This is a genomic window from Clostridium sp. AM54-37XD (assembly GCF_003478225.1).
GTDB classification, from domain to species: Bacteria; Bacillota; Clostridia; order Lachnospirales; family Lachnospiraceae; genus Coprococcus; species Coprococcus ammoniilyticus.
Map to the genome: position 1 here is coordinate 216719 of NZ_QUEV01000004.1, position 24696 is coordinate 241414.

The following is a 24696-nucleotide window of genomic DNA, read 5'->3' on the forward strand; positions in this document are numbered from 1 at the left end:
CCTCCTGTTTATTTATACGTTCACATATGTTCCTGTAAAGCCACCGGTAACGGCCTTTACAATACTGTCTTCACCATTTAAGCCGAATAACATCATCGGCATTTTGTTTTCCATAGCAAGAACTGCAGATGCAAGATCGATAACTCCAAGCTTATTATCAACAATATCTTTCATCTGCATGCTGTCATATTTCTTTGCATTTGGATTTGTCTTAGGATCACTGTCATATACGCCGTCAATTGCTTTTGCAGATAAGACTACATCTGCCTTTACTTCAACCGCCATAAGAACAGTTGCCATATCTGTTGAGAAATACGGATGTCCGATTCCTCCGGCAAAGAAAACAACTTCTCCCTGCTCCATATATTCTACAGCTTTATCACGGTTGAACAGCTCTGTCATTGTTCCGCATGCAAATGGTGTCATGATATGTGATTTGATTCCAAATACACGAAAAGCATCTGCGGTATAGATACAGTTCATAACAGTTGCAAGCATGCCGATCGAATCTGCTTTTACACGATCCATATTTTCTGAGGTTCTGCCACGCCAGAAATTACCACCACCGATTACTACACAAAGCTGGATTCCTTTATCCAGGATCTTCTTTACCTGTCCGGCAACATCATATACAGTCTTTTCATCAAAGCCCTGCTTTTTTTCTCCGGCAAGTGCTTCTCCACTAAGTTTCAATAACACTCTGTTCATTTCCATAATTGTAACCTCTTATGTTTTCTCAAAATTTTTCTATCCTAGTATAGCACAATATAACTATATTTCAAACAGGAAGTTGGAAAGATTTTATTCAAATTATCGAAGCCCCGGATCTGTTCTCCATAACAAAAAGAACACCACAAAATCTGACTGGTTTCATGATGTTCTTTCGTTTCTGGTATGTTTCTATATACTATTTATTAACGATTGAATCCGGATCATCATCTACTGTAAACGTATCCAGATCGATCTGGTTATAATATCCTGTATCGTTGATAATATTTGCACTGATATTTTTAACTGTCTGGGATGGAACATAATCATAATCGTTAAACAGATATCTGTGGAGAACGACTACATTGTTCTCCAGATCTCCTGCTACAACCAGACTTCCCTTACTTCCAAGTGTTGGTGTTGACCATGTAAATGGGAAACCGGTTGAGGATTCCAGTTTGTAATTGAAGCAGTTCGTTGCAAGATCCATAATCTCTTTCTTTGTAAGGCTGGAGCTGATATCATCTACAACTGCATTCAGGCAGTCATTTAACTTGGAGATTCCGGCACTCTTTGCCTTTTCGATCATAAGGCTGATAACCTTTCTCTGTCTCCATGCTCTGGTGATATCACCCTGGTCTGTACTTCGGATTCTTGCATATGCGGTAGCCTGAACACCATCAAGATGTACAACACCTGTATCATATACATACGTAGACTGGATGCCATTGACTCTCTGCTGTTCATCGATACACTGATTCAGCTTGTCAAGCTCGCTGGACTTCAATTCGATATCAAGACCGCCAAGTGCATCAATTGCTTCTGTCAATGCCTTGAAGTTTACAGTTACATAAGCTGTAATATTCAGGTCAAGGTTCTTGTTCAATGTATTGATCGCCTCTGAAGCTCCGCCATAAGCATAAGCATGTGTGGCCTTCTCATAGCTCTTGGAATCATTTGCAAGCTCCAGATATGTGTCACGATATACAGAAGACATCTTAACCTCCTGTGTATCATTGTTAATGCTTACAATGATGATTGCATCGGATCGTGCTCCGCTTTCTACCATATCAATATCACGGCTATCTACACCGAATAATGCGATCGTTGTATAACCGGTCATCTTCTTTACGGTTTCTTCTGCAAGGTCATCATTCACCTTAACGTCTTTTAACTCTTCAAAATTCATTTTATTAAATGCTGAATTGATATAAGCATTTACAAAAAGAACACCTCCAAGAATGATCACCAGTATTTCTGCTATAAGTGCAATGATCCATGGTTTGTTTTTGCTCTTTTTCTTCTTTTTCCCGGAAGATCTGCGCTCAGCAGATTTTTTCTGTGCCCGCTTTGCTGCTGTATCTTCCATATCATCATAATCGTCGAAATCTTCATCGCTAAAAATATTATCGCTCATTATTCATTCTCCTATACGTTTGTGTATATGTTTCATCTCAACAGAACTATTTTTCGTACAAAATGTCAATTTTCCACGAACAAACAAGGTGTATTCTACTACAAATAATATTCAAATTCAACCTGTTCATAAAAATATAACATTTACGCCGGACTGTCTTCTTTATTCGCCCAGGATAAATTTGTCAATAACCGGAACCAGACCATCTTCATCATTTGAGAGTGTAACATAATCTGCATGTTCCTTTACGATCTCCTGTGCATTTGCCATCGCCACACCGACACCCGCATATTCGATCATCGTCAGATCGTTATATCCATCTCCGCAGGCAACCAGATCCTTTACATCCATGTGCAGATATTCCAGAAGCTTTTCAAGAGATGTTGCCTTATGCACACCTTTTGGCATGATCTCGACAAAGAAAGGCTCGGAACGGAAAACAGTAACCGAATCTCCATACATGACTGCCAGCTCCTGCTCCACCTGCTCTGCAACATCAGGTTCTGCTGTCAGCAGGCACTTATTGATCGGGAAGTCAATAAAGGAACGAAAATCCTCCACCTGTACGATCTCCATACGATTGATCCTTGCCTCAAGACTCATATAATCATCAACCGGGGTTCCTGTTACAACGATGTCATCCTTATAAGTCACCATCCCAATCTTTTTCTCAACACAGTAATCATATATTTTTCTTGCAATCTCATTATCTACACATGCCTGATATGCGATCTCACCTGTTTTATAATTCACGATACGTCCGCCATTGAATGCCAGCACATATCCACCATACTGATTCAGTTCCAGTTCATCCGCAATCTTCCGGATTCCAGGCAGCGGCCGTCCGGATGCAATTGCCACAACATGTCCTTTTTTCTGGATCTCCATGATCTTATCCAGTGTAGGCTTTGTGATCTCTTTTTTCGAATTAGTCAATGTACCATCAATATCAAGTGCTATTATCTTCTTCATCTTATTATCTCCACGTTTATCTTCAATTTGTAATGATCAAGTTGATAATATATAGTAGTTTCACCTCTTTGTCCAGTAGTTTACCCGAAAAAATGCGATTCTATTGTAATTGACGGTGCGATTGTATTATAATAATCAATCATAAATGCATCTTTTTTATTAAATTTCGGAGTTTTGGCATGAATTATACGATCTATATAAAAGAAAAGAATCTGGCAACAAATATAAAAGCGGCTGTTCATGAATATATCAAGCGGCTATCACCTTTCTGTAAAGCTACAGTCTGCTGTGCAGGCAAAAAAAAAAGTTGCCTTTGCAAGTAGCGATATCAATATCCTGATCACCCCTGACCAGACAGGCAAGCACACGATCTCTTCCGAAGCCTTTGCCCGAATGATCTCTGACTATGCCCTGGGCGGATATTCAAAAATCAGTTATTTTATTGGATTTTCTCCGGATGATCTTCCGATTTTATCCGATCAGACCTTTTTCGTTTCCAGTATGACATTATCTAACGAGATCTGCCTGATTGCCTTTACGGAACAGCTCTATCGTGCCTATACCATCAATAACAACATTACTTATCACAAATAATACGAATCTGGTCAAGCAACATGACACGCATCAACTGATGTGGGAATGTCATATCCGAAAAACTCATTTTCACATCTGCACATCTGACCAGTTCGTTTGAAGTTCCCAGAGAACCACCGATCAGAAAGGATACTGCTTCATATTCTCGCTCTTCTGCCTGACGGATAATTGCCGCAAACTGTTCGGTTGTATATTTTTTACCTTCTATGCAAAGAGCGATCACAAAATCATTTTTACCGATACTTGCAAGACTGTTTCTGCTTTCTGTTTCAATAATCTTCTGCTTTACAGCATCGGATGCATTCTTCGGTATTTTTTCATCCTCACTCTGAATGATCTCTACCCGGTTCTTTTTATTGATCTGTTTACAGAGTTCCTGTATCTGACTGCTATAATATTCTTCTTTTATCTTTCCAACACATATGATCTTAAACAGCATCATGCATCTCCATTTTCTATCTCTGATCCAGCTTTATCTGGTCAAACAATTTCTTTTCCGCTTCATTTTTCTTATGCGTAAACATACTGACAATGATCGTTACCGCCAAAGCAAATACAAAGGATGCAGTTCCCGCACTCAGTTCTGTTGATACCGCCAGTGTATTTCCTTCTATCATCGGTACAAAATACCAGACAGAACAAACCGCAAGCCCTGTAAACAGTCCTGCAAAAATTCCCGGTCTGCTTGCTGCTCGCCAGACAACTGCCAATATACATGGAGCTGCCATTGCAGATGCATACTCCCATGAAACCGTGATCAGTTTCTGATACTCCGGCTTCCATATACCGACGATCACCAGTAATGCACCTGAAAGAATAACCAGCAGGCCTATATCTGCCACATTCTGCTGCTTTTCATTCCTGATCCATTTCATTTTTGGCAGAAGTCCCCGGGCTACCTCCATACTCATTGCAAATATACGCTCGGTCAGACACAACAGCGTAATAACCAAAACTCCAAGTATAACATATCGGATCTCTGTCGGAACTTCCAGCTTATGACATAAGGCTGCAATATAAGTCCGGAGCAGTTCGTCAATTCCAGAATCAAGCGTCACCTTTAACGGATAGATACATACTGCATTTAACAATGACCAGACACTGATCACAACAATCATCACGCCTGTATACAGGATTGACAACACCCGTCCACGATCCAGCTCATGACTGTCCTTTGCTTCAAATGCTCCATTAAATAAAAATGGAAGTCCAAGACAGCCAAGTCCCATACCGACCATGGATATAATATATGTAACACCGGTCTGTGTGCCGTTATAATACAGAATATTCAGATATACACTGGTTCCGCCCTTCATATGCAGCTTTCCATAAATATCGAGAAGCTCCGATGGTTTATTTACCATAAACAAACTGATGACCAGAACAAAGAATACCAACAGCAATATTATATAGAAGATACTCCTTATTACACTTCTTACTTTATTTCCAAGTATGCACATATAAATGCTTAAGATCACCACGATCCCTACGGCAACCCAGTGATATTCCATGCCAACCGTCTTGCTGATCACCTTACTCCCATATTCCAACAATGCTGCAGTCATAGACAGAAGGATCAGCAGCCATACAACAAGAAAGCTGTCCTTTAATATAACCGACCGGTATCTGTCATATAAAAATTCCCACATACTTCCGATGGTCTTCTGGGAAAGATCCCGATAAGAACGGAGCCGCTTTACCAGAAACAACCAGGCAAATGTTGTACCGACAAACAGACCAATATTGATAAAACACACACCGGCTCCATATACTCCGATCACCGGCGGCAGCAGGACCAATGACCAGAGCAGCATCTCTGCCATTGAATTATTTCCAGCCAGCAGTGCCCCGTTTAATGTATTTTGATCATTCTGAAATAAATATTTTCTTTTGCTTCTGCTCATATCAAAGACTCCTTCAAACCCACCCGGGTTCCGATCATTTTTTACTGCTTTATGTTCTCACTATCCGCTTCTTCATGTCAAGTCTCTTTTTATATAATTTTTCTATATTTCTTTTTTATTTCTATTATATTATTACAAATTTGTAAGCATCCTAATAAAAAATATAGAACAAGAAAACTATCTATGTTATAATATCCAAGTATGTAAATTTTGTTTTACATGGTCATTACATGATTTTGACATTTATTCAGAAGGTAATTTTTATTCACAGGAGGATATGGAAGTGGACTTTTTTTCAATTCTGACTTTACTTGGAGGCGTAGGACTGTTCCTGTTTGGAATGAACATGATGGGCGATTCCCTGAAGAATCTGGCAGGAGGAAGTCTGGAACGGATACTTGAAAAACTGACAACCGGTAAGAGTCAGGCAACCGGCGCGATTAAGGGCTTTGGTCTTGGTACCGGTGTAACAGCGATCATTCAGAGTTCTGCAGCAACTACGATCATGCTGATCGGTTTTGTAAATGCCGGTATCATGAAGCTTGGTCAGGCGATCCCTGTTGTATTTGGTGCCAATGTCGGTAGTACCGCAACCGCGCAGATTTTACGTCTTGGTGATCTTGGCGAAGATATGTTTATCCTCAAATTATTAAAACCGTCTTCTTTTGCACCCGTTCTGATCGGTATTGGTGCTTTTATCATTCTGTTTGCCCATAAGAAAAAACATAAAGATATCGCCGGTATCTTAGTCGGTCTTGGTATCTTATTCCTTGGTATGAATACAATGGAAGCTGTGTTCGCTCCTTTAAAAGAATCTGAAGCATTCCAGAATCTGTTCATTTCTTTCAGCAATCCACTCCTTGGTATCCTGATTGGTCTTGTCTTAACAGCAATCATCCAGAGCTCCTCTGCTTCAGTCGGTATCCTTCAGGCATTATCCTCAACAGGAGTTGTTTCCTATGGTTCTTCGATCCCTATTATCATCGGTATTAATATAGGAAAATGTTTCGCCATCCTGCTCGGCAGTATCGGTGCAAACAAAAAGGCAAAACGTGTTGCCATGTCCTATCTGTTATTTAATATTATCGGTGCGATTTTCTTCGTTGTTGTGATCTATGGACTTCAGTTGTTTATCACCTTCCCATTCATAGATAAGATCATCAACCGTGGTGTAATCGCAAACCTACATTTTATGTTTAACTTTATCATTGCGATCCTGCTGCTTCCATTCGCAAATAAGATCGCAGATCTGACCGGTAAGATCATCGGCGACGATAAAGAATCCAAAATTGACAAAGAGCTTGCATCTCTCGATCCAATGCTTCTTGATACACCAAACATTGCTCTTACCCAGGCGCAGAAGGTAATGTTCTCCATGACAGACTCCATCAAGGAAAACTTCGAACTTGGAAGTCAGTTATTATCGGAATATAATGAAGAAACTGCTGGAAAACTTCTGGAAAATGAGATGTTCATTGATAAATGTGAAAGTGCGTTAAACGAATATCTGTTAAAGATCACCTCCAAGCGGCTGCATTCATCCGAACGAAAGCTGGCATCTGAATTATTAAACAGTGTCAGTGACCTGGAACGAATCGGTGACCACTGTGAAAATCTTCTGATCGTCGGCAGAAAGATCACCGATGAAAAAATCTCCTTCTCCGCACAGGGAACCATGGAGATCAATACGCTCTTACAAGCTACAGCCAATATCATTGATACAACCTTTATGGCATTCAAAAACGATGATTTAACGGCTGTCTCCCGTATCGAGCCGCTTGCTCAGTCAATCACAGAGGTAAAAGAGATCATCAAAGATCACCATGTTATCCGTTTACAGACCGGAGACTGCGATATCGACGGTGGTTTTGCTCTTGTAGATATCCTGACCAGTCTGGATCGTATCGGAAGTCACTGTTCTAATATCGGACTTCATATTGCAAAGAAATTAACTACAGATTCCTTTGACGAAATGCACGGTCATATCTACACAAATGGATATAAGACCTCCGAAGAATATAAAGCACTCTACTGCTACTACATGTCTCTGTACTCTGATCCGATCACCGAAAAGTATAAGGCGAGCCTGCCAGAGCTGGAACATAAGATCTCGCAATCAGATGCAAATAAATCTTCTGCTCCGAAATCTGTGAATCTGAACACAGCTAAGGCAGATAAAAACGAACAGCAGACAAAAAAAGAGCCTAAATTAAAAGAGATCAAGAAGACAAAGATTGAAAAAGTAAAACAGAAGAAAGACTCTAAGAAAAAATAAAGATTATTCTGATAATAAGCATTATAAAAAGATACTCTGATCACGGGATCATACAGGTCCTTTGCTTTCAGAGTATCTTTTTTATTTCCTTTTATTCTTTAATACTGCATTTTATTATTATTTGATCTTGTATATCGTTTAGACAGATATACATAATGACTCTATCTCAATCACGGCTTTCAATTACAATTAACAATCCGGATTCAAATTCGATCAGACCGCACTCTGCAATCAGCTCATTGCTGACGCCGATGCTTTCCCCAAGCTTCAATGTAAGCCCCTGTGCATTATAATAAAAACCCTGAAGTGTTACACCGGTCACCTGTTCCGTATATGGAAGCAGTGACACATATCTGTATGCATCGGTACGCTTCACGATATGTTGGTGTGCTGTCATCGTGATCCTGTTATGCTCGTCGATCAGATATGCCGATATTCCGAACTCTGCAAACTGCTTTAATAAGCCAATATTGGCAAGAGTATGATCCATACGGGTTCCGGTTGCTCCAACCAGAATTACTTCATCCGGTCTGATCTCCTGCTCCAGTATATAAGAAATCGCAACATGGGTATCTGTAAAATCCTTATGTGTATCCAGATCCAGAAATTCTGTCTTTTCCCGATATGATGCTACAATATCTGTCTTTGCCGAATCAAAATCTCCAATAACCAGATCCGGAAGTATGTCACATTCCTGACAGATTTCAAGTCCTTTATCACATGCTATTATTTTTTGAAAATCATAATCGGAAAGAACCGTTTCAAGCACTTTTTTTGAAACGGTTCCTCCTGTAACAACTAAATATCGATTCATATATCCTGTTACCTGTTCCGGCAGACAGCAGATCTGCTATCTGCCTTTTTATTACTTTCTATTGTATTTCTGAAAAAATCTTATGGAAGGCTTTTACATTCTCAACCTTATCTCCCTTGAATACTGCAGATCCGGCAACTAATACATTTGCACCTGCCTGAATGATCTCAGCCACATTAGAAAGAGTGACACCGCCGTCTACCTGAATATCTGTCTGAAGTCCACGGCTGTTTAACAGTGCTCTGGTCTCTGTAATCTTCCGAAGGGAAGATGGAATAAACTTCTGTCCTCCAAAGCCCGGATTTACTGACATGATCAGAATCATATCTACATCCTCTAATACATAATCAAGTACCGATAATGGTGTTGCAGGATTTAATGCAACTCCGGCTTTCATTCCCAGCTCTTTTATGGCTGCGATGGTTCTGTGAAGGTGCTTGCAGGCTTCTGCATGTACTGTTACGATATCTGCTCCACAATTCTTATAATCCTGTAAGAAACGCACCGGTTCATCAATCATAAGATGAACATCAAACACCTTATCAGATACCGGACGAACACTCTTGATAACCGGTGCTCCAAATGAAATATTCGGCACAAAGGACCCATCCATAACATCCAGATGAATATATTCACTTCCTGCCTGATCTATGATCTGTATATCTTCTGCCAGATGTCCAAAATCCGCAGACAATACTGATGGGGACAGCTTTAACATTACCATTTCCTCTTTTCCTTTAATTCATTGTATATCATAACATAATCATCATACCGCATCTTACTGATTCTGCCATCGCTGACAGCTTTCTTTACCAGGCATCCCGGTTCACTGATGTGATTACACATGTTAAATTTACAGGTTCCTGTATATGCTGCAATCTCAGGAAAATACAGCTTCAGATCTTCTGCTTCGATTCCTTCTGTATATAACGAACTGAAACCCGGTGTATCCATAATATAAGTATCATCATCTACAAACATCAGCTCTGAATGTCTCGTTGTATGTTTTCCACGCTGGATCTTTTCACTTAAACCTCCCGTCTGCACATTGGCATCCGGAAATAATGAATTCAGTGTCGATGACTTGCCTACACCTGAAGGTCCTGCAAATACCGTTGTTTTCCCTTTTATAACTGCTTCTAACACATCAATCCCATAGCCGCTTTCGGCACTGATAAACAATACCTCATAGCCACTCTTTGTATAAGATCTGCATATATCTTCACTCTGACGAAAGCCCTCCAGATCCACTTTATTAAAGCAGATCACTGTAGGACCTCATGCTGCTCCATATTGATCAGAAAGCGGTCAAGCAGATTGAAGTTAGGTGCTGGTGCAGACACTGCAAAAATAATTACAGTCTGATCTACGTTTGCAACTGCAGGTCTGTTTAACCAGTTAAATCTGGGCAATATATCTTCAATATTGCCCAGATTCTTCTCTTCATCTAATATCTCTATCTCAACATTATCGCCTACCAAAGGTTTAATCTTCCGATTCCGGAAGACACCCTTTGCTTTACATTCATATGTGATGCCGTTTTCACAGACAACATAGTAGAAACCACCAATGCCTTTTATGATCTTACCTGTCATACCTGCACCTATTCCTTTGTAAAGGATGCTGATAAACCACTGGTGTTAAAGCTTGATGTTACATCCTGTCCTTCTGAATCTGTGATCATAACCGTAAATGTACCGGAATCCTCTGATAAACCGCTGATGGAATCTGCTCCGCCGATATCCAGTGGGAAGGACTCCTCTCCGGCTGCTCCGGAATATATCTTATAAGTTGCATCTCCGATCGTATAAGATACGGTCACTGATACATTACCTGCTGCCTCAAAATCATATCCTGCATTTGTGATAGCACCTGTAAATTTAACTGTATAGGAAACTGTTTCCGGTCCGTCACTGATCACATAATTGATCGTTGAACCTTCTTCTACCTTACTGTCTGCATCAATTTCCTGGCTGATCACCTTTCCTGCTTTTACATCATTACTGTTTGCATGGCTTGGATTTCCAACCAGTCCTGCATCACTCAGCAGAGATTCTGCTTCCTTCTCTGTCTTACCTACCAGATTTGGCACCGGTACATCCTGTACCTCTTTACCATTGCTGACAATGATCTTAACAGTAGAACCCTCCGGCTGCATTGTCTTTGCTTCCGGCGACTGACTGATTACATAATTTTTCTCTACTGTATCGTCATATTCATAACCATGGGTAACCGTAAAGCCTGCTTCTGTAAGCAAGGTTGTTGCCTGGTCATCGGAATATCCTCTGACATTCGGAACTTCTTTATCTTCCTTGCCTTCTGAAACCGTTACAACAATCTCCTCATCTGCTGAGACCGCCGTTCCTTCGTCTACGCTCTGACTGATTACATAGCCCTCCTGAACGTCATTGTCCTTCTTTGTTTCAAATGTATAGTTTGTGAATCCTGCTTTTTTCAGTTCTTCTTCTGCTGCTGTTTTATACAGACCTACTACATTGACCATTGGAATCGTTGCCTGTTCACTTGTAGTAACATCATCTGTACTGGCATCACTGTTCTCATCTGTATCGTCAGTACTTTCTGTTGCTTCCGTAGTCGTCGGTGTATCTGTCGTATCCTTCTTTCCGGAGAATAGCTTGAAACCGGCAATCTTAGAAATCAATAATGCAACAAGGATTGCAATGATAACTACAACTGCAATACTTGATATCATAATGATCTTTTTCAGTTTTGGATCCAGCTCATCCAGTTCTGCATCGTCATCATCTTCCGGCTGTCTGAGTTCTTCCTCGTTATCCTCCTCATCGTCGTCATCATCAAACAGATTATCAAATTTGGAAGGTGGTATGATCGGTGTGTCTTCCGGATGCTCTTCCGGTTCCAGATCTTCCTCATCCAACACCGGCTCATTCATCTGCCTTCCTTCTTTGATTGCTTTCATTTCATCCGAGGTCATTTCAACCGTTGGCGAACTTGGCACGATTGGAGGCACAACAACACAGTCAATATCCGGATTTGCCTGCACGCGCTTCAGATCTGCGATCAAAGCACTTGCTGTCAGATATCTGCGCTCTGCCTTCTTCTGTGTACATTTCAAAATAATCTTTTCCAGACTCGTCGGTATGTCCGGATAATATTCTCTAGGGGAGATCATCTCACCCTGTATATGCATCAATGCAACCGCAACATTATTCTCTCCCTCAAATGGCACATGTCCGGTTACCATTTCATACATAGTGATACCAAGCGAATAAATATCACTTCTTTCATCACTGAAGCCGCCTCTTGCCTGCTCCGGGGAAATATAATGAACACTTCCCATGGCATTTGCTGTCATAGTGTTGGAAGAAGCTGCTCTTGCAATACCAAAATCTGTAACCTTGATTCCGCCATTTTTTGACACAATAATATTCTGTGGCTTTATATCTCTGTGGATCGTATGATTCTGATGGGCTACTTCCAGTCCCTGTGCGATCTGGATCGCAATATTAATTGCCTCATCTGATTTCAGTCTTCCCTTTTCCTGAATATATTCCTTTAAGGTAATTCCTTCTACCAGTTCCATTACGATATAGTAAATGCCATTGTCCTCCCCGACATCATATACATTTACGATATTCGGATGGGATAATCCGGCTGCTGACTGCGCCTCGATCCTGAATTTTGTTACAAAATTCACATCGGAACTGAATTCCGGCTTTAAAACTTTTATTGCTACATATCGGTTCAGCACATGGCATTTTGCCTTATAAACCTCAGACATTCCGCCCGTACCGATCAATTCTATTATCTCATAACGATTACTGAGTATCATTCCTGGATTTAACATGTTTACACCTCTCACTATTTTACAGCAACCACAACGGAGATATTATCTTTTCCTCCGTAATAGTTCGCTCTGTCAATCAATTTTTCAACCGCTGCTGTAATATCCCCGCTGTCTTCCATCACGATTTCTTTTATCTCATCATCCTCGATCATATTGGTCAAGCCATCTGAACATAACAAAATCCTGTCATTTTCCTTCATATCTAACTCAAAGAAATCGATCATGACCTTATCTGATATTCCCAGTGCTCTGGTTATTATATTTTTTTCGGGGTGATTTCTACCTTTATTTCTGTCTAACTGTCCGGATCGTATCAATTCCTCCACAAGGGAATGATCCAGAGTTACCTGTCTGATATCATTATCTATAAAATACAGCCGGCTGTCCCCGATGTTTGCAACATACAGGGCATCTTCCTCACATACAGCCGCCACAAGGGTCGTTCCCATCCCTTTAAGATCTTCGTTCTCCCTTGCCATTCTGTATATCTTATCATTTGCATAAACAATCGCTCTTTTTAGAACGGATACCGAATTGTTCAACGTGCTTTCTTTTATATATTCTGTTACACATTCAATCGCAGTCCTTGATGCAACATCACCAGCTTTATGCCCCCCATACCGTCTGCTACTATGTACAGATTTGGCAGTGGTCCAACTGGCTCATCACAAAAGAAAATGCTGTCCTGATTCTGGGCTCGTTTCTTACCGATGTCTGTTCTACCATCCGATCTCATCTGATGCCTCCCGTCTAAAAAGTCTCTTTTGCCTCTTCATATTTTCTTCGAAGCTGTCCACAGGCAGCATCAATATCTCTGCCCATACTTCTTCTTATTGTAACATTTATATCTTTCTTTTCAAGTATATATTTGAATTTTTCAACAGAATCACCGAGTGAACGACAATACTCACGCTCTTTGATTGGATTTACCGGAATCAGATTCACATGTCCGTGCATATTTTTTAGAAGCTCCGCCAGCTTATATGCATGCTCCGGTGTATCATTTTCATCCTTTACCAATGAATATTCAAAGGTTACCCTTCTGCCTGTTTTTTCAAAATAATACCTGCATACTTCCATCAGTTCTGCGATCGAATACTTATTTGCAATCGGCAACAGCTTTCTTCTGTCTTCATCGGTCGGACTATGAAGAGACAAAGCAAATGTAATAGAAAGTTCCTCGTCTGCCAGTTTTTTTATTTGTGGAACCAGTCCGCAGCTTGAAACCGTAATATTTCTCTGGCTGATATTTTTGCCCCGCTCGTCATTGATGATCCGGATGAAACGAATCAGATTATCATAATTATCCAGAGGCTCTCCGGTTCCCATTACAACAATATTTGACACGCGTTCTCCTGTGATCCGTTCGATCGCATAGATCTGATCAAGCATCTCTGATGCTTCCAGATTCCGAATCAGACCGCCTATTGTAGAGGCGCAGAACCGGCATCCCATACGGCATCCGACCTGAGAAGAAATACAGACGGAGTTTCCATGCTTATACCGCATCAGCACACTTTCCAATACATTTCCATCCTGTAAACGGAATAGAAATTTATTGGTTCCATCCTGTTTCGATACCAGTCTGGTCACCTCTTCTACACCATGCATGCCCTGCTTTTTAATCTCCTCGATCAGTTTCTTTGGAACATTTGTCATTTCTTCCGCATCTGCAATTCCTTTTTCATGCACCCATTCAAATATCTGTTTTGCACGGAATGCCGGCTGTCCGACTGCCTTTACCCAGACTGCCAGTTCATCAAACATCATGGAGCGGATATCCAGTTTTTTTATATCTTCTATCTCTGTAAACATATCTTTCTCTTCCTGAACCATAGAATAACCGGAAAAGTGCTCTGCTCTCCGGCATCAATTTTCTTATCTGCTATTTTCGTCTGCGCAATCTTGAAATAAAAAATCCATCGCAGTGATCCACTCCCTGCAGCAAAGTGATATACCCTTTTTCTGCACGTTTTTTTAAACATTCCGGCATATAGTCAGAAAGGCTTTCCAGTTCGTACTCTTCATGTGCCTTTAAAAATGCTGTCACGTTTTCTTCATTCTCGATCCGGTCGATCGTACAGGTTGAATAGATCAGTGCCCCTCCCGGTTTTACATAGACGGCACAGACATCCAGAATCGTCTTTTGTATTGCTGCAAGTTCTCTTACCATATCCTCTGTTACATGATATTTAATATCATTTTTTCTCGCCATAACACCAAGTCCGGAACAGGGAAGATCTGCAAGAACAACATCTGCTTTCTCAATCATATCCGGATCCGGAACCGTTGCATCCCATACCTTTGTTGATACGTTATGAAGCTCTAACCGTTCCAAATTCTCATCGATCTTATCAACCTTTTCTTCTGAGATATCACGCGCATATACATGTCCCCGTTCTCCGGTCTGTTCTGCCGCATACATGGTCTTTCCGCCGGGAGCTGCACAGACATCAAGGATCACATCACCCGATCTGATCCCTGCTGCAAGCACCTGCAGGCTGGAGCTCTCATCCTGAACCGTAAACAGGCCTTCATGGAATCCCGGAACCGTACGGATATAATCATATCCTGAAATAATCAGGGACGTCTGATTATAATATCCTTTTTCTACTTTTATGCCTTTTTCGATCAGAATATTCCGAAATTTCTCCGTTGTCGTTTGCATCGTATTTACACGGATCGTTGTGCCACGCTCCTGCTCGCCTGCCTGTAGAATCTGCTCTAACTGGTCTGTACTGTATTCCTTTAACAGAAATCCCACCAGCTCCTCCGGAACTGAATATTTCACAGACAAATATGATTCTACACCATCCTCCATGGAAGGATAAGTAATTGCCGCCTTGTTCCTGCATACACTCCGGAGCACGCCATTTACATACCCTTTTAATGTCCGGAACCCTCTTTTTCCTGTCAGGTTCACATATTCATTACAGGCAGCTTCATCCGGTACTGCATCCATATAAAAAATCTCATATACTGCCATCCGTAAAATACAGCGGATGACCGGCTTACATTTTTTAATTTTTGTTTTTGAAAATTGATTAAGAATATAATCCAATCTGATCTTCTGCTCTGTTACACCCTCCGTCAACCGGCTGATGTAAGCACGTTCTTTTTTATTCATAAACTGATTTGCCCGGAGTGCTCCACCTAGAGCATCCCCTGCAAATCGATCATTACGGTCAATATCAAGCAGAATATCCAGAACGATCTCTCTTGAAGTTTTACTCATATATCATCTGACCTGTCTTAAGTTTATTTCCTGCAAGAAATGCTGCACAATCCATCGGCTTCTTGCCTTCCGGCTGAAGCTTTCTTATCATTAATGCTCCATTTCCACATGCAACCGTAAAGTTTTTCTTCGTAACACGAACGATCATTCCCGGAACGATCTGTGTTCCATCCTCCAATGCCTCCTCCGGTTGTTCACAAACGGAAGCCTCATAGATCCGTACAGTCTTCTGATTCATCTTCGTATAAGCAACCGGCCATGGCTGTAACCCACGGATCAGTCGTTCCAGAGAAGCTGCATCTTTTGTAAAATCAAGCTCTCCCATTTCTTTCTTCAGCATGGATGCATAACAGCTTAACGAATCATCCTGTGGTGTCCGTATAGCTGTATGGTCTTCAAGCTTTGAAAGTGTAGACAGGATCAGCTCTGCACCTGCGTCTGCAAGTTTATCGTGAAGCGTAACTCCGGTATCGGTATCTGCGATCGGAACAACCGTCTTTTCGATCATATCTCCGGTATCTAATCCCTTTGCCATATACATCGTAGTAACACCGGATTCTGTCTCACCATTAATGATCGTCCACTCAATCGGAGCTGCTCCTCTGTATTTTGGAAGCAGTGACGCATGAATATTGATGCATCCGTACTGTGGAATATTTAAGATAGATTCCGGAAGGATCTGTCCATAGGCTGCTACAACGATAGCATCCGGCTGATAATCCCGGATAATCTGAACATTTTCTTCCTCCCTGAGTTTTACCGGCTGATAAACTGGTATATCAAGGGAAAGTGCCTTTTCCTTAACAGGTGTTGGCTGAAGTGTTTTTCCTCTTCCCTTCGGTTTATCCGGCTGCGTAAAACATGCAAGAACCTTGTGTCCTGCATCTACGATTGCCTGCAAAGGCTTTACTGCAAATTCAGGGGTTCCCATATATATAATATTCATACGATTATCTCTGCCTCCTTATAGTCATCTGGTAATTCTTTTATTCTGTCTCGTATAAGCCATCTTCTACTTTATCTTTATATAAGATACCCTCCAGATGGTCTGTCTCATGGCAGATTGCCCGTGCCAGAAGGCCTTCACCTGTTACCGTGATCTCATTCATATCACGATCCAGTGCTTTACAGACAACATGCATCGGTCTTGTCACCTGTCCAACCTTTCCCGGAAGGCTCAGACACCCCTCGTCTCCGGTCTGCTCGCCGGACGTCTCTATAATCTCAGGATTAATAAGCGTCAATGGATGCTCATCTCCGATATCAATTACAACGATCCTCTTTACAATTCCAACCTGTGGCGCTGCAAGCCCGACACCATTTGCCTCATACATAGTATCAAACATATCATCGATCAACTGAGATAACCGTGGAGTCATCTCCGTAACAGGCTTACATATCTTTCTTAAAATACTGTCGCCATCGATTCTTATCTTTCTTGTTGCCATCTCTTGTTCTCTCCTTAATACATATTTAAAGGATTAAAGTCAAATTGAAGACTTAAATCCTGAACTTCTTTTTTCTCTGATATATATTGTTCTATCTGATCTTTTAAAACCACCAGCTCATTATACCGATAATTCTTAATATAGACAACCCTTCTGTAAATATCACGGATTTTTGCAATTACCGGAGCAGACGGTCCGATTATCTTCATGTTCCGGTCATCTACCGAACAGCTTCTGATATAATCACAGATATCCTCCGCCATCTGATCCAGAAAGGCTTCATCTGAACTTACCATCAATACCACCATCATATTCCATTCCGGTGGATATTTCATCAGTCCCCGATATGCCTCTTCTTCTTTATAAAAATAGGAATAATCCTGTCCGGCTGCTGCTTTTATCGCATAATGCTCCGGCTTATAGGTCTGGATCACAACCTTTCCCGGCTGTTCCCCTCTTCCGGCTCTTCCTGCCGCCTGGGTGATCAGATCAAAAGTCCGTTCTCCTGCACGGTAATCATTCTGAAACAGTGTAAGGTCTGCAAGAATGATCCCAACCAGTGTTACATTTGCAAAATCATGTCCTTTTACGATCATCTGTGTTCCGACCAGAATATCAGCTTCTCCGTTTCCAAACTTTTCCAGGATCTGTTCATGTGCATTCTTCGCAGTTGTCGTATCCTTATCCATACGAAGGATCCTCGCCTGCGGAAACAATCTCTGTACCTCTTCCTCCACCTTCTGAGTTCCGGTTCCATATCCGCCGATCAACCCTGAATGACAGGAAGGACATACTTTTGGCTGAGGCATCTGGAATCCACAATAATGACAGATCATCTGATTATTTCCATGTCTGGTCAGGCTGACATCACAGTGTGGACATTTCAGTGCCTCCCCACAACTTCTGCATGACACGAAACTGTTATATCCTCTTTTATTGATAAACAACATTACCTGCTGCCTGCGGGCAAGCCGATCCGCGATATCATCTGCAAGTTCCCGACTTATGATCGATCGGTTTCCTGCTTTTAATTCCTTTCTCAGGTCAACGATTGATGTCTTTGCGAGTTGTCCGCTTCCTGCACGTTCATGCAGTTCAAGCAAACGATATGTCCCGTTAAGTGCCTTGTGATAACTCTCAACGGACGGAGTTGCCGAACCAAGCAGTACACTTGCATGTTCAAGCTCCGCCCTTTTTACTGCTGTCTCTCTGGCATGATACTTCGGCGGATAATCACTCTTATAACTTGATTCGTGTTCCTCATCTATAATAATGATCCCCAGATTCTGAAATGGTGCAAATAATGCCGAACGTGGACCGATCACAACATCTACATCCCCGTTCTTTGCCCGCATGAACTGGTCATATTTTTCTCCATCACTCAATCTGGAATTCAGGATTGTCACCCGGTCTCCAAAGTAATTCCGAAAATACCGTACGGTCTGATATGTCAGTGCAATTTCCGGGATCAGAACGATCGCCTGTTTTCCCATCTCCACTGTTTTCTTTACAATATTCACATAGACTTCTGTCTTACCGCTGCCGGTAATTCCATGCAACAGATAAGTCTGTTGATGTCCCTGTTCCATATCATGGGTTATCTCATCTACTACAATCTGCTGTTCTTTGTTTAAAGTGATCTGAAATTCCTCTTTATAGTCATAAATCCCCGCCGTCCGATATCGTTCTTTGCTGATGACTGCGATGACTTTTTCCTGCTGCATCGCTTTCAGTGTAACCGAAGAGATATTCAGTCTCTGTCTGACAATATCCATTGACAGATACCGTTCCGGCACTTCTTCCAGCGCCTGTAGCAGCCGCAGCTTCGCCTGTGCATGTTTTTTCTGATATTGTTCTCTGACCTGTGCTAACTGTTCTGCATCCATCTGATCCGTCAGCACAACCATCTGATCCGTCAACTGCCGGATCGTCTTCTTTACCGGCATTACCATGCGGATTGCATTGATCATTGTAGATCCATAGTTCTCCCGGATCCATGCAGCGAGCGCAAGCAGTCGTCCTTCCACCGGAACCGACCGATCACAAAGTTCTGCAATCTTCTTGATCCGATCCGGCTGATATTCCGTCTGATCCGAAAAACCGATCACATATCCTGTACGAAGGTGGTTGCCTCTGCCAAATGGGATTTTAACCATGCTTCCTATCTGGATTTTTTCCTGTAATTCATCCGGTATCCGGTATTGAAACGGCCGGTCAATGGCTTCATGCGAAATATCGATTATTATATCCGCATATCTTGGTAACATCTTCTTCCTCCAGTATCTCCCGGATCAGGTCTCTCTCATCCATGTGATATTTCACACCCTTGATCTCCTGATAATCCTCATGTCCTTTACCTGCAAGTACGATCACATCGCCCGGTTCCGCATGCATGATCGCATACCGAATTGCTTCCTTCCGGTCAATGATCTCTACATATTTTCCTGTTGTCTTATCGATTCCTGTTTTTATATCATTGATGATTGCCTGTGGATCTTCTGATCTTGGATTATCCGATGTTATGATCGTGAGATCTGCCATATTTCCGGAAACCTCGCCCATCTCAAATCTTCTCTCTTTGGAACGGTCTCCTCCACATCCAAACAGGCTGACCAGTCTGCCAGGATTATATTCACGCAATGTTTCCAAAATGCTTTCAAGACTGACTGCATTATGTGCATAGTCGATCATGATCGTGAATTTGTCTGAGATTGGGATCAGTTCTACTCTTCCCTTTACCTTGATCGTTTTCAGGATTGCCTGTATCTTGTCAAATGGAACGCCCATCAGATCTGCAACTGCAATCGCTGCCAGTGAATTATAAATACTGAAATTACCCGGAAGATTAACCAGAACATCACCATTTAATTTTCCAGACAAATGATAACCAATACCCAGATGTCCGTCTTTGTTATACAGATTATGATCGTTTGCCTTGTAATCATAATCGCCATGAATTCCATAGGTCACGATCTTGCAGGCTGCATGCTCTGTCATCATATCTACATGTGCATCATCTGCATTGAAGATACCCGTTTTGCACATCGTGAATAATTTGCTTTTCCACATTGCATATTCTTCAAATGTCTTATGTTCATTTGGTCCGATATGATCTCTGGAAAGGTTTGAGAAAATACCGTAATCAAAATCAACCCCTGCCACACGGTCAAGCATCAATCCCTGTGAAGACACTTCCATAACAACACTGTCTAAGCCATTGTCGAGCATGTCCTTTAACTTCTTATGCACGATCATGGATTCCGGTGTCGTATTGTTCGCCGGTATGACTTCTTTTCCATCCATGATCTCGATCGTTCCGATCAGTCCAGTCTTGTGTCCTGCACTCATCAGCATCTCACGGATCATATATGTTGTTGTTGTCTTGCCCTTTGTTCCTGTAATGCCGATCACTGTCAGCTTGGACGAAGGATTTCCATAAAAATTGCTGCTGATGATTCCCATCGCATACCGGGTACTTTCAACCTTTACGATCAACACGCCCGGAACTGGATTTACATCCTTCTGGACGATCAGACAGACAGCTCCTTTTTCTGTTACATCTTTTATATATTCATGCCCATCAAACTTGGCTCCCACTATACAGAAAAACAATCCCTGTGCTCCAACTTTTCTGGAATCATTATAAATCTCTTTTATCTCAATATCTTCATCTCCGCAGATAACCGAATACTGCAGTCCCTTTAATAATTCGCTTGCTTTCATATGCTGCTCTCCTTTTTAGAAAAGAAAAAGGTTGCGCAAAAATGCAACAACCTCTTTTTTTATTAGTTATCTTCTTCGTCGTCACCGACAATCTTTACTTTGCCGCTGTAAAGCTCATCAACTGCTATGGATAAAGGCTTATTGCTTGCTGTATTTACAAGTGGCTCCTGTCCTGCTATTATCTCTCTTGCGCGCTTAGCAGTTGCAAGCACGATAGAATATCTGCTCTGAACTACCGGATGTTCTCCAGGTTCAACCTCTGAATTTACAACTGCCATTAAGTCTGTGTATGATGGATGTAACATAAAATTATATCCCCTTTCTATATTTTTTCTTACCAGATGCCTTTCAGGTCATCTCTTATTTCTTTTATATAAGCCTGATTATTTGATGTTCTGCATGCATAGCCTACGATCACTGAATTCACTGTCTGTATACATTCTTCCAGATCATCATTGATCACTATGTAGTCATATTTATCCATGTCTGCAGACTCTTCTGTTGCTTTCTTTAAACGCTTCAGAATTACATCCTCTGCTTCCGTTCCTCTGCCCCGCAGTCTGTCGCGCAGGCTGTCAATGCTCGGCGCACTGATAAAGATCAGCAATGCATCAGGGTACTGTTCTTTGATCTTCATAGCACCCATGACTTCTATCTCAAGGATAATATTTTTACCCTGATTCAGACTTTCTTCCACAAATTTTCTTGGTGTACCATAGTAATTCTCAACATATTGTGTCCACTCGATAAATCCGCCATAATCAATCAGATTCTCAAATTCGCTCTTATCCATGAAAAAGTATTCTCTTCCATGTTCTTCTCCGGTCCGTGGACTTCTGGTTGTTGCTGATATCGATAATTCATATCCATAATCAGACACCAGTCTCTTTACAACGGTACCTTTTCCGACTCCGGAAAAACCTGAAATTACAATTAATGAACCTCTGTTTCCCATCTTTTTTACTCCAAATTCTGTATCTGTTCTCTGACTTTTTCAATGTCCGTCTTTAATTCGATCGCACGGTTTGATACATCCAGTGAGTTTGCCTTGGAAAGGATCGTATTCGCCTCTCTGTTCATCTCCTGCGCAATAAAATCAAGTTTTCTTCCAACACTTCCACCTGCCTCCAGAATCTTTCTGGTGCTGTCAATGTGGCTCTTCAGACGAACCGTTTCCTCATCTACACAGATTTTATCCGCATATATAACAACCTCGGTTGCAATCCGGTTCTCATCGATTGCTGAGCTATCAATCAGTTCTGAAATCTTGTCGATCAATTTCTGACGATAAGCTGTTATAAGCTCCGGCGATACTTCTTCAATATAATCGACTGCAGCCGTCATATTGTCAAGCTTCTCCAGCAGATTAACCTTCAGGTTCTCACCTTCCACCATTCTTGACTTCACAAACTTATCAGCCGCCTCGTCAAGTGCACCTTGTATCAGGCTCCATAACTCATCTTCATCTACTGTCTGCTCTTCCAGAATAAAAACCTCCGGAAGTCTGCATATATCGATGGACTGATATCATTTGTAAGATTAAAATCTGCTGCCATCTGATTCATATAGCCAACATATTCCTCTGCCAACTCTTTATTATATTTTACTGAGACATTTGTCTCGGTCAGATCTTCATAAGTGATAAAGACATCTACCTTACCACGTTCTATATACTTCTTTAAATATGCTCTTATAGTTGTTTCAAAAAAACTCAGTTTCTTTGGTGTTTTTACATTGATCTCGCAAAACCTGTGATTAACAGCCTTAATCTCCACAACTATCTTACGGGCTCCGGAAACGACTTCGCTTCGTCCAAAACCTGTCATGCTCTTAATCATAAAAATCACATTCTCCTTAAAACAATGGATACTATATTATACTTCAACCGCCATAAAAAATCAAATATTTTATCTCGTTACTTCTTCTATTCCACGGATCACCGGTTCTGCTATCATTGAATAATTCGTATGATAGATGACAAATCCCGGTTTGGCTCCTGCCGGCTTCTTCAGATTCATCCGTTTTGTATAGTCGATCTCCACCTTTGGATTCTCTCTTCCAGACGAATAATATGCTGCAAGCCTTGCCGCCTCTTCATAGGTCTGATCTGGAAGTTCTTCTGCTCCCTCCATCCGTACGATCACATGCGAGCCCGGCATCTTCTTTGCATGGAACCACATGTCCCCGCCATTTGCAAACTTAAATGTCAGTTCATCATTCTGCAGATTATTCTTACCGACATATATATGAAAACCATCAGATGATATATAGTGATATGGCTTGCTCTTGCTGGTATGCTTATCCCCTTTTTTGCCATATCTTCCCTTGATATATCCGCTGATCATCAGCTCTTCTTTTACCTGAGCTAACGCATTTTCATCCAGTGTCATATCGATAAATGTCTGAACCGATTGTAGATATTCCAATTCATGTCTGGTCTCAACAGTCAGCTTTTCTAACACCTCATATGTCCGCTTCTGCTTGTTGTACTTTGCAAAATACTGTTTGGCATTCTCAAGCACCGATATTGTCGGATCGAGTGGAATCTCGATTTCTTCATTTGTGTAATAATTCAATGCACGGAAGCTCTTTGTTCCCTGCTCCACTCCATATCCATAGGTATTGATCAGCTCACCATATACCTTATATTTCTCCCGACCTTCGGTATCCTTCATCTGCTTTAACTGCAGATCATATTTCTTGCTGGCTCTTTCAATCGCAGTTGAGATGATTTTCCGCAGATCTGCTGATTTCTGCCGGATTCTTGTTACCTTACTCTTCTTATAATAATACTCATCTAAAACCTTTGAAATTTCATCCTTATCTTCTACCTGATAATCCTGATACATACTGAGTCTTACTGATGAAAATTCAACCGGAATATACCCATCATATACAATATTCGGCACATAGTTTTCTGTCTTTATATCGGAAACCATTTTCTCAAATTCCTGGTACAGCTTCTCTTTCTGAATATCCGTTAACGCTGCTGTTGACTGTCCGCCATCGATTCCCACACGATAACAAAGCTCATTTGCGATCAGGGGTGAAATACCTGTAACTGAGGTATAAATTGCCTTTGTAACAGTCACAGGCTTTGTATATACCGCAGATGCAAAATAATCCTGATCTGCATCATATGGAGAACGCTTATCACCGGACGGCGGATATACATAAGCTTTACCTGGAAGGACCTCTCTCACCGAGCTTACCAGATGGGATATATGCTTGATACTATCAATTATCATTCCATCCGCATCCGTGAAGATAATATTACTGTGCTTACCCATGACTTCTATAATAAGCTTCTTTTTACACAGATCTCCCATCTCATCGAGGTGCTCGATCGTGAATTCCACGATACGTTCAAAGCCCGGCTGGCAGACATCTACGATCCTGCCATTTCCGATATGCTTACGAAGCAGCATACAGAAATTCGGAGCTGTCATCGGATTCTCCTTAGGCACCTGCAGCAGATAGATCAGAGGCAGACTTGCATCTGCAGATAACAGTAAGCGGTAATTCTCCCTGTTGTTTTTTATAATAATATTCAGTTCATCATTTTCCGGCTGGTAGATCTTATAGATCCTTCCATCCACTAATTTCTTTTTCAGATCACTTACAACATTTGATATTACAACTCCGTCAAAAGCCATATGAAACCACCTTTCCTGCACAGATCCACCTGTTTTCGTACGACCGCAGCCCCAGATCTGTATGTTCTGCGGTAAAAAGGCAGAAAATGTATCGCAACATCTTCTGCCTGATTTTTCATTT

The 24696-nt window shown here is 41.4% G+C and carries 23 protein-coding genes and 1 pseudogene; 2 read left to right on the plus strand and 22 right to left on the minus strand.

Annotated features, from left to right (window positions below; translation table 11 throughout):
* Positions 1-12: 12 nt before the first annotated feature.
* From pyrH to DXA07_RS05550, 3 genes are all read right to left on the minus strand, one after another.
* On the minus strand, positions 13-714 hold the full coding sequence (pyrH, locus tag DXA07_RS05540; protein ID WP_021943253.1) for a UMP kinase: 702 nt from the start codon (positions 712-714) through the stop codon (positions 13-15).
* A 193-nt stretch (positions 715-907) separates the two neighbouring features.
* Positions 908-2125 (minus strand): LCP family protein, encoded by a 1218-nt coding sequence (locus tag DXA07_RS05545; protein WP_021943252.1) that lies wholly within the window; start codon positions 2123-2125, stop codon positions 908-910.
* Positions 2126-2287: 162 nt separating this feature from the next.
* Positions 2288-3097: a Cof-type HAD-IIB family hydrolase gene (locus DXA07_RS05550; protein WP_118483782.1), complete on the minus strand. Its 810-nt coding sequence runs from the start codon at positions 3095-3097 to the stop codon at positions 2288-2290.
* 240 nt (positions 3098-3337) lie between these two features.
* On the opposite strand from DXA07_RS05550, the gene DXA07_RS05555 reads away from it, so the two are divergent.
* Complete coding sequence (locus DXA07_RS05555; protein ID WP_118483784.1) at positions 3338-3691, plus strand: 23S rRNA (pseudouridine(1915)-N(3))-methyltransferase RlmH; 354 nt, start codon at positions 3338-3340, stop codon at positions 3689-3691.
* Here DXA07_RS05555 and DXA07_RS05560 read toward each other — a convergent pair.
* Positions 3675-4133: a 23S rRNA (pseudouridine(1915)-N(3))-methyltransferase RlmH gene (locus DXA07_RS05560; RefSeq protein ID WP_226801113.1), complete on the minus strand. Its 459-nt coding sequence runs from the start codon at positions 4131-4133 to the stop codon at positions 3675-3677. The two genes, DXA07_RS05555 and DXA07_RS05560, sit on opposite strands and share 17 nt — an antisense overlap.
* 13 nt (positions 4134-4146) lie before the next feature.
* Positions 4147-5595 (minus strand): hypothetical protein, encoded by a 1449-nt coding sequence (locus DXA07_RS05565; protein ID WP_118483786.1) that lies wholly within the window; start codon positions 5593-5595, stop codon positions 4147-4149.
* A 277-nt stretch (positions 5596-5872) separates the two neighbouring features.
* On the opposite strand from DXA07_RS05565, the gene DXA07_RS05570 reads away from it, so the two are divergent.
* The gene (locus tag DXA07_RS05570) at positions 5873-7870 is read left to right on the plus strand and encodes a Na/Pi cotransporter family protein (protein WP_118483788.1); all 1998 of its coding nucleotides are present in this window, start codon (positions 5873-5875) and stop codon (positions 7868-7870) included.
* Positions 7871-8036: 166 nt separating this feature from the next.
* Here the strand turns inward: DXA07_RS05570 and DXA07_RS05575 are convergent, their stop codons facing one another.
* The 17 genes and pseudogenes from DXA07_RS05575 to DXA07_RS05645 all read right to left on the minus strand — a co-directional run bounded on the left by DXA07_RS05575 (position 8037) and on the right by DXA07_RS05645 (position 24575).
* The gene (locus tag DXA07_RS05575) at positions 8037-8684 is read right to left on the minus strand and encodes a thiamine diphosphokinase (protein ID WP_117784974.1); all 648 of its coding nucleotides are present in this window, start codon (positions 8682-8684) and stop codon (positions 8037-8039) included.
* Positions 8685-8742: 58 nt separating this feature from the next.
* On the minus strand, positions 8743-9402 hold the full coding sequence (gene rpe, locus DXA07_RS05580; protein ID WP_117784975.1) for a ribulose-phosphate 3-epimerase: 660 nt from the start codon (positions 9400-9402) through the stop codon (positions 8743-8745).
* On the minus strand, positions 9402-9953 hold the full coding sequence (rsgA, locus tag DXA07_RS14010; RefSeq protein WP_348980750.1) for a ribosome small subunit-dependent GTPase A: 552 nt from the start codon (positions 9951-9953) through the stop codon (positions 9402-9404). Before rsgA (DXA07_RS14010) ends, rpe begins: the two co-directional genes overlap by 1 nt.
* On the minus strand, positions 9950-10279 hold the full coding sequence (gene rsgA, locus DXA07_RS14015) for a GTPase RsgA (protein ID WP_348980751.1): 330 nt from the start codon (positions 10277-10279) through the stop codon (positions 9950-9952). The genes rsgA (DXA07_RS14010) and rsgA (DXA07_RS14015) overlap by 4 nt, the downstream gene beginning before the upstream one ends.
* A gap of 8 nt (positions 10280-10287) precedes the next feature.
* Entirely contained in the window at positions 10288-12513 is a 2226-nt protein-coding gene (gene pknB / locus DXA07_RS05590) for a Stk1 family PASTA domain-containing Ser/Thr kinase (protein WP_118483790.1), read from the minus strand.
* Positions 12514-12527: 14 nt separating this feature from the next.
* Entirely contained in the window at positions 12528-13091 is a 564-nt protein-coding gene (locus tag DXA07_RS05595) for a PP2C family serine/threonine-protein phosphatase (RefSeq protein WP_348980757.1), read from the minus strand.
* A complete protein-coding gene (locus DXA07_RS14020; RefSeq protein ID WP_348980752.1) occupies positions 13079-13249 on the minus strand; it encodes a hypothetical protein in 171 nt (56 codons plus the stop codon). Before DXA07_RS14020 ends, DXA07_RS05595 begins: the two co-directional genes overlap by 13 nt.
* 14 nt (positions 13250-13263) lie before the next feature.
* Positions 13264-14328 carry a 23S rRNA (adenine(2503)-C(2))-methyltransferase RlmN gene (gene rlmN, locus DXA07_RS05600; RefSeq protein ID WP_021943241.1) on the minus strand — a complete coding sequence of 355 codons (1065 nt, stop codon included), beginning with the start codon at positions 14326-14328 and terminating at the stop codon, positions 13264-13266.
* A 70-nt stretch (positions 14329-14398) separates the two neighbouring features.
* Entirely contained in the window at positions 14399-15748 is a 1350-nt protein-coding gene (gene rsmB, locus DXA07_RS05605; protein ID WP_118483792.1) for a 16S rRNA (cytosine(967)-C(5))-methyltransferase RsmB, read from the minus strand.
* A complete protein-coding gene (gene fmt / locus DXA07_RS05610) occupies positions 15741-16694 on the minus strand; it encodes a methionyl-tRNA formyltransferase (protein WP_021943239.1) in 954 nt (317 codons plus the stop codon). Before fmt ends, rsmB begins: the two co-directional genes overlap by 8 nt.
* 40 nt (positions 16695-16734) lie before the next feature.
* Positions 16735-17196, minus strand: coding sequence for a peptide deformylase (gene def / locus DXA07_RS05615; protein ID WP_021943238.1), 462 nt, complete (start codon positions 17194-17196; stop codon positions 16735-16737).
* A 14-nt stretch (positions 17197-17210) separates the two neighbouring features.
* Positions 17211-19463 carry a primosomal protein N' gene (gene priA / locus DXA07_RS05620; RefSeq protein WP_021943237.1) on the minus strand — a complete coding sequence of 751 codons (2253 nt, stop codon included), beginning with the start codon at positions 19461-19463 and terminating at the stop codon, positions 17211-17213.
* Positions 19420-20919, minus strand: a complete 1500-nt coding sequence (locus tag DXA07_RS05625) for a UDP-N-acetylmuramoyl-L-alanyl-D-glutamate--2,6-diaminopimelate ligase (RefSeq protein WP_021943236.1) — start codon at positions 20917-20919, stop codon at positions 19420-19422. Before DXA07_RS05625 ends, priA begins: the two co-directional genes overlap by 44 nt.
* Before the next feature lie 62 nt (positions 20920-20981).
* Positions 20982-21224 (minus strand): DNA-directed RNA polymerase subunit omega, encoded by a 243-nt coding sequence (gene rpoZ / locus DXA07_RS05630; RefSeq protein WP_021943235.1) that lies wholly within the window; start codon positions 21222-21224, stop codon positions 20982-20984.
* A gap of 29 nt (positions 21225-21253) precedes the next feature.
* Entirely contained in the window at positions 21254-21874 is a 621-nt protein-coding gene (gene gmk / locus DXA07_RS05635; protein ID WP_021943234.1) for a guanylate kinase, read from the minus strand.
* Positions 21875-21879: 5 nt separating this feature from the next.
* Positions 21880-22757: pseudogene (locus DXA07_RS05640) on the minus strand (YicC/YloC family endoribonuclease).
* Between the two features lie 69 nt (positions 22758-22826).
* Positions 22827-24575 (minus strand): NFACT RNA binding domain-containing protein, encoded by a 1749-nt coding sequence (locus DXA07_RS05645; protein ID WP_118483794.1) that lies wholly within the window; start codon positions 24573-24575, stop codon positions 22827-22829.
* Positions 24576-24696 lie beyond the last annotated feature (121 nt).

Coding starts and splice junctions, on each gene's coding strand:
- pyrH (WP_021943253.1), bottom strand. CDS start 714: ATGGAAATGAACAGAGTGTTATTGAAACTTAGTGGAGAAGCACTTGCC.
- DXA07_RS05545 (WP_021943252.1), bottom strand. CDS start 2,125: ATGAGCGATAATATTTTTAGCGATGAAGATTTCGACGATTATGATGAT.
- DXA07_RS05550 (WP_118483782.1), bottom strand. CDS start 3,097: ATGAAGAAGATAATAGCACTTGATATTGATGGTACATTGACTAATTCG.
- DXA07_RS05555 (WP_118483784.1), top strand. CDS start 3,338: ATGAATATATCAAGCGGCTATCACCTTTCTGTAAAGCTACAGTCTGCT.
- DXA07_RS05560 (WP_226801113.1), bottom strand. CDS start 4,133: ATGATGCTGTTTAAGATCATATGTGTTGGAAAGATAAAAGAAGAATAT.
- DXA07_RS05565 (WP_118483786.1), bottom strand. CDS start 5,595: ATGAGCAGAAGCAAAAGAAAATATTTATTTCAGAATGATCAAAATACA.
- DXA07_RS05570 (WP_118483788.1), top strand. CDS start 5,873: ATGGAAGTGGACTTTTTTTCAATTCTGACTTTACTTGGAGGCGTAGGA.
- DXA07_RS05575 (WP_117784974.1), bottom strand. CDS start 8,684: ATGAATCGATATTTAGTTGTTACAGGAGGAACCGTTTCAAAAAAAGTG.
- rpe (WP_117784975.1), bottom strand. CDS start 9,402: ATGTTAAAGCTGTCCCCATCAGTATTGTCTGCGGATTTTGGACATCTG.
- rsgA (WP_348980751.1), bottom strand. CDS start 10,279: ATGACAGGTAAGATCATAAAAGGCATTGGTGGTTTCTACTATGTTGTC.
- pknB (WP_118483790.1), bottom strand. CDS start 12,513: ATGTTAAATCCAGGAATGATACTCAGTAATCGTTATGAGATAATAGAA.
- DXA07_RS14020 (WP_348980752.1), bottom strand. CDS start 13,249: ATGAGATCGGATGGTAGAACAGACATCGGTAAGAAACGAGCCCAGAAT.
- rlmN (WP_021943241.1), bottom strand. CDS start 14,328: ATGTTTACAGAGATAGAAGATATAAAAAAACTGGATATCCGCTCCATG.
- rsmB (WP_118483792.1), bottom strand. CDS start 15,748: ATGAGTAAAACTTCAAGAGAGATCGTTCTGGATATTCTGCTTGATATT.
- fmt (WP_021943239.1), bottom strand. CDS start 16,694: ATGAATATTATATATATGGGAACCCCTGAATTTGCAGTAAAGCCTTTG.
- def (WP_021943238.1), bottom strand. CDS start 17,196: ATGGCAACAAGAAAGATAAGAATCGATGGCGACAGTATTTTAAGAAAG.
- priA (WP_021943237.1), bottom strand. CDS start 19,463: ATGTTACCAAGATATGCGGATATAATAATCGATATTTCGCATGAAGCC.
- DXA07_RS05625 (WP_021943236.1), bottom strand. CDS start 20,919: ATGAAAGCAAGCGAATTATTAAAGGGACTGCAGTATTCGGTTATCTGC.
- rpoZ (WP_021943235.1), bottom strand. CDS start 21,224: ATGTTACATCCATCATACACAGACTTAATGGCAGTTGTAAATTCAGAG.
- gmk (WP_021943234.1), bottom strand. CDS start 21,874: ATGGGAAACAGAGGTTCATTAATTGTAATTTCAGGTTTTTCCGGAGTC.
- DXA07_RS05645 (WP_118483794.1), bottom strand. CDS start 24,575: ATGGCTTTTGACGGAGTTGTAATATCAAATGTTGTAAGTGATCTGAAA.